Source organism: Polymorphospora sp. NPDC050346 (assembly GCF_040655695.1).
Classification (GTDB): domain Bacteria; phylum Actinomycetota; class Actinomycetes; order Mycobacteriales; family Micromonosporaceae; genus Polymorphospora; species Polymorphospora lycopeni.
The window spans coordinates 196,094-210,734 of sequence record NZ_JBFAKM010000007.1; the positions used below are offsets into that span (position 1 = coordinate 196,094).

Below are 14,641 nucleotides of genomic sequence, written 5' to 3' on the forward strand. Positions count from 1 at the left end.
CTCCGTTCCGTGACCCGGAGGGCCGGTCGAGGCTTATAAACTGACCGGATGACCGAACCGACTGCCCAGGAGGGCAGCTATAGCTGGCCGGGTAACGCCCGGCACAACCAGCACGCGGCGTCCGGCCCGGGGGCGCTGAGCCACCCGTGTTGATCCTCGTCGGCCTCGTGCTGATCATCGTTCTCACCGCGGCAACCGGATACTTCGTCGCCCAGGAGTTCGGCTACGTCGCCGTCGACCGGGGCAAGCTGCGGCAGCTCGCGGACGGTGGCGACGCCGCCGCCGAGCGGGCGCTGAAGGTCACCGCCCGGCTGTCGTTCATGCTCTCCGGTGCGCAGCTCGGCATCACGGTCACCGCACTGCTGGTCGGCTATGTCGCCGAACCCTTTGTCGGTGACGGCCTCGCCCAGTTGTTCGGCGGCGCCGGGGTGCCGCAGTCGGTCACCCTGCCGCTGGCCATCGCGCTTGCGCTGGTCATCGCCACCGTGATCCAGATGGTGCTCGGCGAACTGGCCCCGAAGAACCTCGCCATTGCCCGGCCGGAGGTCCTGGCCCGGGCTCTGAGCCGCTCCACCCTGATCTACATGGCGGTCGCCGGGCCGCTGATCCGGCTCTTCGACGCCTCCGCGACCCGGCTGTTGCGCCGGGTCGGCATCGAGCCGATCGAGGAGCTGCCCACCGGTGCGACCCCGGAGGACCTGGAGCAGATCATCGCCGAGTCGCGTGAGGAGGGGCACCTCGACGCCGAGATGTCCGACCTGCTCGACCGGGGGCTCGACTTCCGTCAACTGACCGCCGGCGAGGCGATGGTGCCCCGCGTCGACGTGCACACCGTACGCGCCGACGAGCCGGTCCGCCGGATCGTCGAGATGGTCGACACCGGGCACTCCCGGTTCCCCGTACGCGGCACCGACGGCGTCGACGACGTCGTCGGTGTGGTCGGGATCGCCGACGTACTCACCATCGAACCGGGGAAGCGCGACACCACCCCGATCTCGGCGGTGCTCGTACCGCCGCTGCTGGTGCCCGACACCCTGCCGCTGCCGACCGTGCTGGACCGGCTGCGGGGCGGCCACCGCCAGCTCGCCTGCGTGGTCGACGAGTACGGCGGCTTCGCCGGCGTGATCACCCTGGAGGACATCGCCGAGGAACTGGTCGGCCCGATCCGCGACGAGGACGACCCGCCCGAGCCGACCCCGATCCGGCAGCCGGACGGCTCCTGGGTGGTGCCGGCGCGCTGGCGGATCGACGAGGTGGCCGACGCCACCGGCATCCGGTTGCCCGAAGGCCCCGAATACGACACCGTCTCCGGCCTGGTCATGCGCGAACTCGGCCGGGTGCCGCAGGTCGGCGACCGGCTGGAGATCGAGCTGGTCGCCGAGGCCGACCAGGGCCGGGCGAGCGCCGCCGTAGAGGTGCTGGCCGTCGACCGGCACGTCGCCGACTCCGTACGCCTGGGGGTGGCACCGTGACCCCGGGTGTTGCACTGCTGATTTCGGTGGTCCTGCTGGCGCTCAACGGGTTCTTCGTGGCCGCCGAGTTCGCGCTGGTGGCGAGCAAGCGTTACCGGTTGGAGCAGGCCGCCGCCACCGGCGGCCGGGCGGCCAAGGCCGCCCTCGACGGCGTACGCGAGCTGTCCCTGATGCTGGCCGGCGCGCAGTTCGGCATCACCGTCTGCACCCTGGGGCTCGGTGCGCTGGCCGAGCCGGCGATCGAGCGGCTGGTCGCACCGCTACTGCACACGGTGGGCCTGCCCGACGCGGCCAGCCACGTGATCGCGTTGGTCTTCGCGCTGTCCCTGGTGACCTTCCTGCACCTGGTGGTCGGCGAGATGGCCCCGAAGTCGTGGGCGATCACCGACCCGGAGCGGTCGGCGCTGCTGCTGGGGCTGCCGTTCCGGGCCTTCGCCCGGGTGTCGCGGCCGATCCTGTCGGTGCTCAACGAGATGGCCAACGCGACCCTGCGGCTGGTCAAGGTCAACCCGCAGGACCAGCTCGCCCAGGTGCACGGGCCGGAGGAACTGCGGCTGCTGCTCGAGCAGTCGCGCGAGCACGGGCTGCTCGCCGCCGACCAGCACGAGATGCTGACCAGCATGCTGGAGCTGCAGGCCACCCGGGTCGCCGACGTGATGGAGCCGTTCGACCGGATCGTCAAGGTCGACAAGGGCGACAGCGCCGAGCGGATCGAGGAGATCTGCCGCGACAGCGGCCGGTCCCGGCTGATCGTGCTCGACGGGCCGGAGCAGGTGGTCGGCATCGTGCACGTACGCGAGGCGGTGCGGGCGGTGACGGCGGGCCGTAAGGCGACGGCCGGGGAGCTGATGGGGGAGACCTTCAGCCTCGGCGCCGGGGCGACGGTCACCGAGGCGGTCGCCGCGATGCGGGCCGACCGGGCGCAGTTGGCTCTGGTCACCAACGGGGCGGGCACCGGCCGGCCGGTCGGTTTCGTCGCGCTGGAGGACCTGCTGGAGGAGGTCATCGGCGAGTTCGACGACGAGACCGACCCGGTGCCGCGCGGCCGGCGGATGCGCTAGCACGGGCGGCGGTGGTCCGGACGAGGATCCTGAGCAGGTTCGGTGCCGGCGGCCCGGCCGTCGACACCGTGCTCGCCGAGCCGGTGGTCCGGCCCGGCGGCCGCCTGCGCGGCGAGGTCCGGGTGGTCGGCGGCGACATCGACGTCACCGTCGACCAGGTGGCGGTCGGCCTCGTCTGCCGGGTCGACGTGTCCGCGGCCGACCCCGACGACGGCGCCTCGGTGGAGTTCCACCGGGGCACCGTCGCCGACGCGTTCACGTTGCGCGCCGGCGCCCGTCACGCGTTGCCGTTCGAGGTCGAGGTGCCGTGGGAGACCCCGGTGACCGAGGTACGGGGCCGGCCGCTGCCCGGCATGGCGGTGGGCGTACACACCCGGCTGGCGGTCGTGCGCGCCGTCGACGAGACCGGGATGAACGCGATCCGGGTCGCGCCGGCCGCCGTGCACGAGCGGATCCTGGTGGCGTTCACCCGGCTCGGATTCTCCTACCGGGACGCGCGGATCCGCGACGGCCGGCTCGACGGGGTCGACCAGCGGCTGCCGTTCCACCAGGAGGTGGCGTTCCGGCCGCCGGAGTCGTACCCGGGTTGGTTGTCCGAGGTCGGTGTGGCGATCGTCGCGGACCCGACCGGCGCCGACGTGGTTCTCGGGCTGGCCGGGCGGCTCGGCGGCCGCGGTCGGGGCCGGGTCGGACGGTTCCGGGTCCGGCACACCGACGGGCCGGACTGGCCGGCGGTGCTCGACGGCTGGCTGCGGGAGATGCTCGCGGGCCCGGACGGCGACCCGGCCGGGCGGGCGGGGACGGGTGGCGGTTCGCCGGAGCCGGCCCACTCGCCGCCGGGCCGTTCGGTGGCGGGTCGTTCGGGGACGGGCCGTTCGGAGACGGGCCGTCGGGGGACGGGCCGGTCGGCGGCGGGCCGGTCGGGCGCGGCGAAGCGGGCCTGGTGGCGGCGTCGGGCCCGGCCGGTGGACGAGACCGCCGGCCCGGGTGGCTACGACCAGCCCGGCCACAGCGGCGGCGCCCCCGACGGCACGAGCTGACCGGCCCGGCCCCCGACGGTCCCCGACCGCGCCGATCAAGGGGATGTCATTCACAAAACGGACGCCGATCCCCACGATTACTCCATGATCGACGCCGCGCCGGCCTGCCCCGGGCCGGGCCGCGCCCGTCCCGCCGCGCGCGGCGGGACGGGCGCGGCCCGGCGGCTAGACCGTGGTGGCGGTGGCGAGTTTGAGGCTGAAGCCGAGGAAGAGGGCGCCGATCCCGGTGGTGGCGCCGGCGGCGAGGCGGCGTCGTTCCCGGAACCGGGCGGCCAGGAACGTGCCGGTGAAGATCAGCACGCTCAGGTAGAGCACGCTGCCGAGCTGCGCGATCGCGCCGAGCAGCAGGAACGACAGCGCCGGGTGGGCGTACGACGGGTCGACGAACTGGATGAAGAACGAGACGAAGAACAGGATCGCCTTGGGGTTCAGCACGCTGATCACCGCGGCGCGGCGGAACGGGTGCCGGACCGCGGCCGGCTCGGCGGCGTGGATGAGCGGGGTGGTGTCCGGGTCGTTGCGGGTCCGGAAGCGCCGCCAGGCGGCCCGGAACATCGTCAGTCCGACATAGGCCAGGTACGCCGCGCCGGCGTACTTGATCACCAGGAAGATCGGCGGGTACGCCCGCAGCAGCGACGCGACCCCGGCGGCCGACAGCACCATGAGCACGGTGTCGCCGAGGAACACCCCGGCGGCGGCCTTGTAGCCGGCGGGTACCCCACGGCGGGCGGCGGTGGACAGGACGAAGAGCGAGTTGGGACCGGGCAGCAGGATGATCGCGATGGTGCCCAGGACGTAGGTCCCCAGGTCGATGGTGCCGAGCATGGCTGGATCCTCACCCCGCGGGGGTCGCGGGGCGAAGCGATTCCCGCAGCCTGACCTGTGCGTTTGGCCACTCGTCGTCGATCATGGCGAACTGGACGGTGTCCCGCCACGTTCCGTCGGGCCGGCGCCGGTGGTTGCGCAGCACCCCTTCGCGGCGGGCGCCGAGCCGGCCGATGGCCGCCTGCGAGCGCTCGTTGCGCAGGTCGGTGTGCCAGACCACCCGCCGGGTCCCCAGTACGTCGAAGGCCCGGCCGAGCAGCAGCAGCTTGGCCTCGGTGTTGACGCCGGTACGCCAGTGGTCGCGGCCGAGCCAGGTGTGACCGATGGCGACGGACCGGTTGACCTCGTCGACCTCGTAGTACGACGTGGTGCCGGCGATCTCGCCGGTCCGCGCGCAGCGCTGCACCCACGGCACCCGGTCGCCGCGCTCGTGGGCGCGCAGCGCGTCGGTGACGATCGCGGCCATGCCGGCCCGGTCGGTCGGCTGCCGGTTGCCCAGGTGACGCCACACCTCGGGGTCGGCGCCGGCGGCGAGCAGCCCGTCGACGTGCGAGTGGTCGAGCGGTTCGAGTACGACGTGCGCGCCGCGCAGCACGGCCGGGGTCAGCCACGGGGACCGGGGTGCCCGCAGGTAGCCGGGGAGCGGCGCGGTGACCCGGGCGTCGGGCTCGGGCACGCCGGGCACGTGGCGCAGCGGCACCACGCCGGCCCAGTGCGGCAGGTCGAGGTCTTCGGGGTCGTCGGCGACGCCACCGAGGCGGGCCTTGACCGACACCTCGCGCAGCGGCAGGGCGATCACGGCGGTCTCGGCGAGTTCCCGGCGGGTCGGCGGGCGGCTGTCGGCGGCCCGGCCGGTGCCCAGCTTGTCGACCAGCGCGGTCATCGCGGCCCGCTTCTCGGTCTCGTCGGTGACCAGGTGGGCGCTGCCGTGTGCGACGACGGAGCGGTAGTTGGCGCTGTGGTGGAACTGGGAGCGGGCGTAGACGAGGCCGTCGAGGAGGGTGACGGTGACGCAGACCGGCAGTCCGGCGGGGCCCCGGGCGGCGAGCAGTGGCCGGCTGCCGGTGGAGCCGTGCAGGTAGAGCGTGTCGTCGACGCGTACGTGCAGGGTGGGCAGCGCCCGTGGTTCGCCGTCGACGGTGAAGGCGAGGGTGCAGTGGTGGGCCTCGTCGAGGATCGCGTGCGCGGTGGCGCGCTCGTACGCGATCCGGTCCCGGATGCGGCTGGCGGTGGTTCGAGGGGTCTGCGGGTAGTCGCCCATCGCCGACTCCTTCGTTCTGTCGGGAGCATTGTTCTAGTACAATGTTCAAACTGTGACAGCACAATATCAGCCGACCGGCACCACGGCCGCCGGGATTTCGGCCAGCATCGAGGCCGGCGTCCGCGGCGGCGACCTGCCCCCGGGCGCCCCGCTACCGGCCGTCCGCGCCCTCGCCGCCGACCTCGGGGTCAGCCCGGCCACCGTCGCCAGCGCCTACCGCACCCTGCGCCAGCGCGGCGTCGTCGAGACCGCCGGCCGGGGCGGCACCCGCATCCGGCCCCGGCCACCGGTCGCCACCACCCGCTCGGCGCTGCGTCCCGCCGTACCGGCCGGGGTTCTCGACCTGTCCGCCGGCGACCCCGACCGACGGCTGCTGCCGCCGCTACCGGCCGTGCCGCCGGCCGACCCGGTCGGCTACGCGGCCGGCGGCGTACTGCCGGAACTCGCCGACCTGGCCCGCGCCCGGCTCGCCGCCGACGGCGTCGACGCCACCGCGCTCACCCTGACCAACGGCGCCCTCGACGGCATCGACCGGCTGCTCACCGGCCACCTGCGCCCCGGTGACCGGGTCGGCGTCGAGGACCCCGGCTGGGGCAACCTGCTCGACCTGGTCGCCGCTCTCGGCCTCGAACCCGTCCCGGTCCCGGTCGACGGCGACGGCCCGACCGTCGCCGGGCTGCGCCGGGCGCTGGCCAACGGGATACGCGCCCTGGTCGTCACCACCCGAGCCCACAACCCGACCGGGGCCGCCGTCACCGCAGCCCGGGCCGCCGCCCTGCGCGACGTCCTCGCCGGCCACCCCGACCTGCTGCTCATCGAGGACGACCACGCCGGCGAACTCGCGTCCGTACCCCTGGCACCGCTCGCCGGGGCGACCCGGACCTGGGCGTTCCTGCGGTCGGTGAGCAAGCCGTACGGCCCCGACCTGCGGCTGGCCGTGCTCGCCGGCGACGAGGCGACCGTCGCCCGGGTCGCCGGCCGGATGCGGATCGGCGCCGGCTGGGTGTCGACGCTGCTGCAGCGTACTGTCGTGCGGCTGTGGCGCGACCCGGCGACCGGCCGCCGGATCACGGCCGCCCGGGAGAGCTACGACCGGCGCCGTACCGCCCTCGTCGCCGCGCTGGCCGCCCGTGGCGTGCCGGCCACCGGCCACACCGGCATCAACGTCTGGGTCCCGGTGCCCGACGAGACCCGGGCGGTGACCACGCTGCGCGACAGCGGGTACGCCGTCGCCCCCGGCTCGCTCTACCGCCTCGCCAGCGCCCCCGGAATCCGGATCACCGTCACCCCGCTCGACGACGCCGACGTCCCCGGGCTCGCCGCCGCGGTCGCCGCGGCGGTCGACTCGCCGACCCCACCGACCTTCAGCGCGTGATGTCGGTGGCACCGGGTACAAACTCCGTCATGCCCCGCACCGAAACCGCCCCTGGCGCGCAACCGTACGTCCCGCCCGCCTCCGCCAGCCTCGACGAGGTACGCGCCGCCGCCCCGAACTGCCGCGGCTGCGAACTCTACGAGCCGGCCACCCAGGTCGTCTTCGGCCGGGGCGACGCCCACGCCCGGGTGGTGTTCGTCGGCGAGCAGCCCGGCGACGTCGAGGACCAGCGCGGCCTGCCGTTCGTCGGGCCGGCCGGACACCTGCTGCGCCGGGCGGTCGACGCGGCCGGCATCGACCCGGCGCACCTCTATATCACCAACGCCGTGAAGCACTTCCGCTTTGAGATGCGCGGCAAGCGGCGGATCCACCAGACCCCCGACCAGACGCACATCGTGGCCTGCCGGCCCTGGCTGGTCGCCGAGTTCGCCCGGCTCCGGCCGGAGATCGTCGTGGTGCTCGGCGCGACGGCGGCCAAGGCGCTGCTGGGGCCGTCGTTCCGGGTCACCCGCTCACGGGGCGAACTGCTGCCCTGGCCGGCGTCGGCGCCGAACCCCGGGGACTTCCCGGTCGAGCCGGCCCGGCTGGTGGCCACCATCCACCCGTCGGCGGTGCTGCGCGCCGACAACCAGGAGATCGCCTTCGACGGCCTGGTCGCCGACCTGAAGGTGGTGGCCCGGGCCCTCGCCGCCTGAACCCGCTCCCGCCGCCGTGCTGCTGCGGCCCGGGCGCTCTGTGATCGTCTGCGGCGCAGACCGTCGACCCGCCGTGCCGGCGACGCCTGAACCACAGACGATCATCGGGCCGCCGGTCGGCGCCGTCGCCCCGGCGGTCGTACGCTGACCCGATGTCCATGATCGGCGAGCCGGTGGCGGTGGACGTGCCCCGGGTGCAGCGCCGGACGCTCCGGCTGCTGTTCGGCACCCAGATCGTCGGCGGGATCGGCACCACCATCGGCATCTCGGTCGGGGCGCTGCTCGCCGCCCGGCTGGTCGGCACCAGCCTCTCCGGGCTGGCCGCCAGCGCCAGCGTGGTCGGCGGGGCACTGCTCGCCGTACCGGTCACCCGGATCATGACCGGCCACGGGCGGCGGCCCGGCCTGGTGACGGCGTACGCCGCCGGTGCCGCCGGGGCCCTGCTCGTGGTGGCGGCGGCGGTCACCAACTGGGTGCCCCTGCTGTTCCTGGGCATGCTGCTCTTCGGCGGCGGGTCGGCGGCCAACCTCCAGGCCCGCTACACCGCCGTCGACCTCGCCGAGCCGGCCCGCCGGGGGCGGCAACTGTCGGTGATCGTCTGGGCGACCACGATCGGCGCGGTCACCGCGCCCAACTTCGCCGCGCTCGCCGACCGCGCCGTCAGCGGGTTCGCGCTGCCGCCGCTGTCGGGGCCGTTCGTGTTCAGCGCGGTCGCCTTCGCCCTCGCCGCCGGCGTACTGCTGGTCCTCCTGCGGCCCGACCCGCTACTCACCGCCCGCCGGATCGCGACCGCCACGATCCCGCCCACCGTCGGACCCGAGCCGGCCGGCGCCACCGCGGCCGTGGGCTCCGCGCCGGCCGGATCCCCGCCGGCCGCCGGTGCGTCATCCGCGCCGGCCGGCACCGGCGGCATGCGTGCGGCGTGGCGGGTGGTCGCGGCGCGCCCGGCGGCCCGGCTCGGGGTCACCGCGGTCGCGGTCGGCCACCTGGTCATGGTCGGTGTGATGGCGATGACCCCGGTGCACCTCGGCGAGTCGCACGGTGACGCCGACGTGCTGCGGGTGGTCGGGATCGTGCTCAGCGCCCACATCGCCGGCATGTACGCGCTCGCGCCGGTGGTCGGCTGGCTGACCGACCGGCTCGGCCGCCGGCCGGTCATCCTCGGCGGCGTCGGCCTGCTGCTCGCCGCGTGCGCGGTGGCCGGCACGGCCGGGCACGACACCGTACGGCTGGTGGTCGGCCTGGTCCTGCTCGGTCTCGGCTGGTCGGCGACGATGGTCGCCGGCTCGACGCTGCTGTCGGAGTCGGTGCCGGTCGAGGCGCGGCCCGCCACCCAGGGGTTGTCCGACCTGTTGATGGGACTGGCGGGCGCGTCGGCCGGCGCGGTGAGCGGGTTTATCGTGGAGGCCGCCGGATACCCGGTGCTCAATTTGCTCGCCGCGATCGCCACCGTCCCGTTGACGGCGCTGGCGCTACGCGTCCGGGGTGCTGCGGTGAAGGGGAGCTGACCGTGCGGCTGACCGAGTTCTGGGCCCGGCTGGAGGAGACGTTCGGGCCGGCCTACGCCCGCAGCATCGCCGCCGACCAGGTGCTGACACAGCTCGGCGGCCGGACCGTCGACCAGGCGCTCGCCGAGGGCGTGGAGACGCTGCGGGTGTGGCGGGCGGTGTGCGCCGCATATCCCGATCGGGTGCCCGCGCGACTACGCTGAGCTGCTCGTACGCCTGTTCTGGCGTGTCGCGGTTGCGTCGTACACCTGTTCGGCTATTGTCCACAGCGCGGTGCTTGTCCACAGGCCACGGCCTGGCGGCTGTTTTCTGTCGGACCCAGCGCTTAGCGTGTCCGCGTGACTAAGGGTGGAAAGATGCCGGCGAAGGCAGGGGTGGCAACGATGGCGGCAGGACCTGACCGGGAGAAGGCGCTAGACCTCGCTCTCGCGCAGATCGACAAGCAGTTCGGCAAGGGCTCGGTGATGCGGCTGGGGGAGCGGCCGGTCGTCCAGACGGCGGTGATCCCGACCGGGTCGATCGCGCTCGACGTGGCGCTGGGCGTGGGCGGCCTGCCCCGGGGCCGGGTCGTCGAGATCTACGGGCCGGAGTCCAGCGGTAAGACGACCGTGGCGCTGCACGCGGTGGCCAACGCCCAGCGGGCCGGCGGCATCGCCGCCTTCATCGACGCCGAGCACGCGCTCGACCCGGAATACGCCAAGGCGCTCGGCGTCGACACCGACGCGATGCTGGTCTCCCAGCCCGACACCGGTGAGCAGGCGCTGGAGATCGCCGACATGCTGATCCGCTCCGGTGCGCTGGACATCATCGTCATCGACTCGGTCGCCGCCCTGGTGCCGCGCGCCGAGATCGAGGGTGAGATGGGCGACAGCCACGTCGGCCTCCAGGCCCGACTGATGAGCCAGGCGCTGCGGAAGATCACCGGTGTGCTCAACAGCACCGGCACGACCGCGATCTTCATCAACCAGCTCCGCGAGAAGATCGGCGTCATGTTCGGCAGCCCGGAGACCACCACCGGTGGTCGGGCGCTGAAGTTCTACGCCTCGGTCCGGCTCGACGTGCGGCGCATCGAGAGCCTCAAGGACGGCACCGACGTCGTCGGCAACCGCACCCGGGTCAAGGTCGTCAAGAACAAGGTGGCCGCCCCGTTCAAGCAGGCCGAGTTCGACATCATGTACGGCAAGGGCATCTCCCGCGAGGGCTCCCTGATCGACGTCGGTGTGGAGCAGAGCATCATCCGCAAGTCCGGTGCGTGGTACACGTACGACGGCGACCAGCTCGGCCAGGGCAAGGAGAAGGCCCGCGAGTTCCTGCGGGAGAACCCCGACGTCGCCGCCGAGATCGAGAAGAAGATCCTCGAGAAGCTCGGTGTCGGCGCGGGTGCCATCGACGCGGCGAGCGGCCCGGAGCTGCCGCCGGTCGACTTCTGACCGGCCGCCGGACGTCCTGACCGATGGCTGGACGACGGCGAGGCGCCCGTTCGGGGCGGGGTTGGGATGCCGCCCCGCCCCGGATGGACGCTCCCTCCGCCCAGCGGTCCCGGCGTGGCCGGGCCCGCCCCACCGACGACTCCGGGCCGCCGCTCGACGAGGACGGCTGGCCGGAGGGCGCCACGACGACCCCGCCGGTCGTCGAGCCGGCCAAGCCGCCCCGTGACGAGGCCGAGGTGGCCCGCGAGATCTGCCTGCGACAACTCGCCACCCGCCCACGCACCCGGGCCGAGCTGGCGGCGGCGCTGGCCCGCCGGGGCATCTCCGAGCAGACCACCGACGCCGTCCTCGACCGCTACGACGAGGTCGGCATGATCGACGACGCGGCGTTCGCCCGGGCGTGGGTGGCGAGCCGCCACCACGGGCGCGGGCTGGCCCGCCGGGCCCTGGCCAACGAGTTGCGGCAGCGTGGCGTCGACTCCGACACGGCCAGCGAGGCGCTGGGCGAACTGGACGAGACGACCGAGGCGCAGACGGCCCGGGTGCTGGTCGACCGCAAGCTGCGCACGGTCCGGGGCGAGCCGGACGCGGTGTTCCGCCGCCTGGTCGGGATGCTGGCCCGCAAGGGCTACCCGCCCGGGGTGGCGATCCGTGCCGTCAAGGAGGCGCTGGCCGCGCAGAGCGCCGAGGCCGCCGAGTTTGCCGAGCACATCGACGCCGATGCCCTCACCGATGCCGAGGGGCCGGAGCACTAGACGATAAGGCTGATTGGTGATCTCTGTCCGGTTTGAAGGGTGATGTGCCCTGGATCGGTAGGGTTCAGGGCGATGAGCTGCGGGTAAGGACCCGTGTGCCCTCTGTTTGCGTCCCTGCTCGATCATGGGTTCTTGACCGAACGGCCCCCGGCCCCCTAGCCTCGCGTACAAGCGAGATAACCGACCCTTGCAGGCTAAGCGCACAACATAGATCGCGTAACAGTACGGCATCACTTTTGGTCAACATGGTGGCCAGACAACCCGTTAGCGGACAGGCCGGTCCGTAGGCGGCAAGATATACCAGTGGCCTCAGGCGGTGCCTTTCCGGCACCGCTCGAAGGGTCGCACCCTCAGCCGCCTAGGTCGGGCGTCTCAGCCGAGGAAGCGGCAACGGGAGGGGTTGACCTTCCGGCGCCGGACGGTGGAGGGGAGGCGGCCCAGATGAGCGAGGCGGAAGACGGGTCAGGCCCCACAGAGATGCCCCACCGGGCATCGCTGTGGGTGCGGCGCGACGTGCTCGCGGCGAGCCGGACATGGCGCATGACCGGGCGTAGCGAGGACAGCGATCGGCTCGGTGTGCGTCGTGCGGGCAGCGGTCGGCTCGGTATGCGTCGTGTGAGTGCCGAGCGAAGCGAGGCGGCCGCATGACCTGGGTGCTGCTTGTCGCGATCGTCCTTCTCGCCGCCATCGTGGTCATCGGGCTCGTCCTCGGTGCCCGCGCCCTGCGCCAGCTCCGTGTCGCCCAGCCCACCCTGCCGCCCACCGACGACCCGGCGTACGTCGCCGAGAAGGACCGCCAGCAGCAGTCGCTGGCGGCGCTGCGGTCCGCCGCCGACGAGGCGACTTCCACCGTCGACGAGGCCAAGTCGGCCGCGGCGGCTGCCCGCGCGGAGGCGGCCGCGGCCAAGGCGGAGGCCAACTCGGCGCGGGCGGAGGCGCGCCGGGTGCTCGACGCCGCCCGGGCCGAGGCCGACACCGTGCTCGAGCGGGCCCACCGGCAGGCCGAGGCCGACGCGGAGCAGGTACGCGCCGCGGCCCGGCGCAGCGGCGAGCGCGAGATCGCCCTGCTGGCCACGACGACCAAGGAGCAGGCGGCCGAGGTCGAGCGGCGGGCCCTGCGGATGGACGAGCGCGAGCGCCTGCACAGCGAGGAGGTCGACCGGCTCACCGAGCGGGAACGCCGGCTGGCGGCCGCGGACGCGGAGCTGGTCGGCCGGGAGGCGGCGCTGGCCACCCGGGAGGCCGCGCTGGCCGAGGCCGAGGAGCGGCAGCGGCGGGAGCTGGAACGGGTCGCCGGCCTGACCGCGGAGGTCGCCCGGACCGAGCTGATCGACGCGATCGAGGGTCAGGCGAAGCGGGAGGCGGCACTTCTCGTACGCGACATCGAGACCGACGCCCGCAGCACGGCCGAGCAGCGGGCCCGGCACATCGTCGTCGACGCGATCCAGCGGGTCGCCAGCGACCAGACCGCGGAGAGCGTGGTCAGCGTGCTGCACCTGCCCGGCGACGAGATGAAGGGCCGGATCATCGGCCGCGAGGGCCGCAACATCCGCGCGTTCGAGTCGGTGACCGGGGTCAACCTGATCATCGACGACACCCCCGAGGCGGTCCTGCTCTCCTGCTTCGACCCCGTACGCCGGGAGATCGGCCGGCTGACGCTGGAGAAGCTGGTGCTCGACGGGCGGATCCACCCGCACCGTATCGAGGAGGTCTTCGACACCGCGAAGCACGAGGTCGAGCGCCTGTGCCAGCGGGCAGCCGAGGACGCGCTGGTCGAGGTCGGCATCACCGAGATACACCCGGAGCTGGTGACGTTGCTGGGCCGGCTGCGCTACCGCACGTCGTACGGGCAGAACGTGCTCAAGCACCTCGTCGAGACCGCGCACATCGCCGGGGTGATGGCCGCGGAGTTGCGGCTCGACATCCCGACCATCAAGCGGTGCGCGTTCCTGCACGACATCGGCAAGGCGCTCACCCACGAGGTCGAGGGCAGCCACGCGCTGATCGGTGCCGACGTGGCCCGCAAGTACGGCGAGTCCGAAGAGGTGGTCCACGCCATCGAGGCGCACCACAACGAGGTGCTGCCGCAGACGATCGAGGCGGTGCTGACCCAGGCGTCGGACGCCTGCTCGGGCGGCCGGCCGGGCGCCCGGCGGGAGAGCCTGGAGTCGTACGTCAAGCGGCTGGAACGGATCGAGGAGATCGCCGGCGGCAAGTCCGGGGTGGAGAAGGTCTTCGCGATGCAGGCCGGCCGGGAGATCCGGGTGATGGTCAAGCCGGACGACATCGACGACATCGGGGCGGCGGTGCTGGCCCGCGACGTGGCGAAGCAGATCGAGGAGGAGCTGACCTATCCGGGACAGATCCGGGTGACCGTGGTCCGCGAATCCCGGGTCACCGAGATCGCCCGCTGAGTCACCGGCTCGCGGCAGGACCCGGCCGGCCGGGTCCTGCGACGGGAAACACGTCGAGGGTGGCCGGGACGGTCGTTACCGTCAGGCGGTGACCTGGTCTTCCTACCTCTCGTACGTCGCCTTCGCCGCCGTCCTCGTCCTGGTGCCGGGGGCGGACTTCGCGGTGATCGTCAAGAACACGCTGGCCGGTGGCGCCCGCCGGGGACGCTGGAGCGCCGCCGGGGTGGCCAGTTCCAACGCCGTCCAGGGACTGGCCGCGATCGCCGGCCTCGGCGCGGTGATCGTGCACTACCAGCCGCTCTTCCAGGCGATCAAGTGGGCCGGTATCGCCTACCTGGTGTACCTGGCGATCCAGACGTTCCGGTCGGCGTGGGCGGGCCGGTACGCGGCCGTTCCGGACGACCCCGGCCCGGCCCGGGGTCCGAACCGGGCGGCGCAGGCCAGGGCCGGCTGGCGGCAGGGCTTCCTGTCCAACATCACCAACCCGAAGGTGCTGGTCTTCTACCTGGCGGTCCTGCCGCAGTTCGTCGGCCCGTCGACGCCGCTGCCGGTCCTGCTGGTGTTCGGCTTGAGTCACGCGCTGCTGTCGCTGACGTACCTGTTGGTGGTCGTGACCGGCCTGCACCGGGTTCGTGGGGTTCTCGGCCGGCGCCGGTTTCGGCGGGCGCTGGACGCGGTGACCGGCACGCTCCTGCTCGGCTTCGGCGTCCGGCTGGCCGCCGAGCAGACCTGACCGCCGGGTGACATGACAGGCCACGAAACGGAACGGACCCGCCGGTGGGCGGGTCCGTTCCGTTCTGCCGTC

At 73.5% G+C, this 14,641-nt stretch carries 13 protein-coding genes; 11 read left to right on the plus strand and 2 right to left on the minus strand.

What is annotated here, in order from left to right:
- The first annotated feature begins 146 nt into the window (after positions 1–146).
- The 3 genes from AB0I42_RS10140 to AB0I42_RS10150 are packed head-to-tail and all read left to right on the plus strand — an operon-like array spanning position 147 to position 3,573.
- Positions 147–1,472 carry a hemolysin family protein gene (locus tag AB0I42_RS10140; protein ID WP_357535946.1) on the plus strand — a complete coding sequence of 442 codons (1,326 nt, stop codon included), beginning with the start codon at positions 147–149 and terminating at the stop codon, positions 1,470–1,472.
- Positions 1,469–2,533 carry a hemolysin family protein gene (locus AB0I42_RS10145; RefSeq protein ID WP_357535948.1) on the plus strand — a complete coding sequence of 355 codons (1,065 nt, stop codon included), beginning with the start codon at positions 1,469–1,471 and terminating at the stop codon, positions 2,531–2,533. The genes AB0I42_RS10140 and AB0I42_RS10145 overlap by 4 nt, the downstream gene beginning before the upstream one ends.
- 11 nt (positions 2,534–2,544) lie before the next feature.
- Positions 2,545–3,573, plus strand: a complete 1,029-nt coding sequence (locus AB0I42_RS10150; protein ID WP_357535949.1) for a sporulation protein — start codon at positions 2,545–2,547, stop codon at positions 3,571–3,573.
- A 165-nt stretch (positions 3,574–3,738) separates the two neighbouring features.
- Here the strand turns inward: AB0I42_RS10150 and leuE are convergent, their stop codons facing one another.
- Both leuE and AB0I42_RS10160 read right to left on the minus strand, forming a co-directional pair.
- The gene (leuE, locus tag AB0I42_RS10155) at positions 3,739–4,398 is read right to left on the minus strand and encodes a leucine efflux protein LeuE (protein WP_357535951.1); all 660 of its coding nucleotides are present in this window, start codon (positions 4,396–4,398) and stop codon (positions 3,739–3,741) included.
- Positions 4,399–4,408: 10 nt separating this feature from the next.
- A complete protein-coding gene (locus AB0I42_RS10160) occupies positions 4,409–5,659 on the minus strand; it encodes a bifunctional pyridoxamine 5'-phosphate oxidase family protein/GNAT family N-acetyltransferase (protein ID WP_357535953.1) in 1,251 nt (416 codons plus the stop codon).
- Positions 5,660–5,711: 52 nt separating this feature from the next.
- Here AB0I42_RS10160 and AB0I42_RS10165 point away from each other — a divergent pair, with 52 nt between their 5' ends.
- From AB0I42_RS10165 to AB0I42_RS10200, 8 genes are all read left to right on the plus strand, one after another.
- Positions 5,712–7,034, plus strand: a complete 1,323-nt coding sequence (locus AB0I42_RS10165; protein ID WP_357535956.1) for an aminotransferase class I/II-fold pyridoxal phosphate-dependent enzyme — start codon at positions 5,712–5,714, stop codon at positions 7,032–7,034.
- A 29-nt stretch (positions 7,035–7,063) separates the two neighbouring features.
- Positions 7,064–7,729: a UdgX family uracil-DNA binding protein gene (locus AB0I42_RS10170; RefSeq protein WP_357535958.1), complete on the plus strand. Its 666-nt coding sequence runs from the start codon at positions 7,064–7,066 to the stop codon at positions 7,727–7,729.
- 152 nt (positions 7,730–7,881) lie between these two features.
- Positions 7,882–9,237, plus strand: coding sequence for an MFS transporter (locus tag AB0I42_RS10175; RefSeq protein ID WP_357535960.1), 1,356 nt, complete (start codon positions 7,882–7,884; stop codon positions 9,235–9,237).
- A 2-nt stretch (positions 9,238–9,239) separates the two neighbouring features.
- Positions 9,240–9,440, plus strand: coding sequence for a DUF3046 domain-containing protein (locus AB0I42_RS10180; RefSeq protein ID WP_357535962.1), 201 nt, complete (start codon positions 9,240–9,242; stop codon positions 9,438–9,440).
- A 180-nt stretch (positions 9,441–9,620) separates the two neighbouring features.
- Complete coding sequence (gene recA / locus AB0I42_RS10185; protein WP_357535964.1) at positions 9,621–10,667, plus strand: recombinase RecA; 1,047 nt, start codon at positions 9,621–9,623, stop codon at positions 10,665–10,667.
- 23 nt (positions 10,668–10,690) lie between these two features.
- Positions 10,691–11,422, plus strand: a complete 732-nt coding sequence (locus AB0I42_RS10190) for a regulatory protein RecX (RefSeq protein WP_357535966.1) — start codon at positions 10,691–10,693, stop codon at positions 11,420–11,422.
- A 644-nt stretch (positions 11,423–12,066) separates the two neighbouring features.
- Positions 12,067–13,836 carry a ribonuclease Y gene (gene rny / locus AB0I42_RS10195; protein ID WP_357535968.1) on the plus strand — a complete coding sequence of 590 codons (1,770 nt, stop codon included), beginning with the start codon at positions 12,067–12,069 and terminating at the stop codon, positions 13,834–13,836.
- 88 nt (positions 13,837–13,924) lie between these two features.
- A complete protein-coding gene (locus AB0I42_RS10200) occupies positions 13,925–14,569 on the plus strand; it encodes a LysE family translocator (protein WP_357535970.1) in 645 nt (214 codons plus the stop codon).
- Positions 14,570–14,641 lie beyond the last annotated feature (72 nt).

Excerpts from the sequence above, each read along its gene's own strand:
- leuE (WP_357535951.1), bottom strand. The coding sequence starts at position 4,398 with ATGCTCGGCACCATCGACCTGGGGACCTACGTCCTGGGCACCATCGCG.
- AB0I42_RS10160 (WP_357535953.1), bottom strand. The coding sequence starts at position 5,659 with ATGGGCGACTACCCGCAGACCCCTCGAACCACCGCCAGCCGCATCCGG.
- AB0I42_RS10170 (WP_357535958.1), top strand. The coding sequence starts at position 7,064 with ATGCCCCGCACCGAAACCGCCCCTGGCGCGCAACCGTACGTCCCGCCC.
- AB0I42_RS10175 (WP_357535960.1), top strand. The coding sequence starts at position 7,882 with ATGTCCATGATCGGCGAGCCGGTGGCGGTGGACGTGCCCCGGGTGCAG.
- recA (WP_357535964.1), top strand. The coding sequence starts at position 9,621 with ATGGCGGCAGGACCTGACCGGGAGAAGGCGCTAGACCTCGCTCTCGCG.
- AB0I42_RS10190 (WP_357535966.1), top strand. The coding sequence starts at position 10,691 with ATGGCTGGACGACGGCGAGGCGCCCGTTCGGGGCGGGGTTGGGATGCC.
- rny (WP_357535968.1), top strand. The coding sequence starts at position 12,067 with ATGACCTGGGTGCTGCTTGTCGCGATCGTCCTTCTCGCCGCCATCGTG.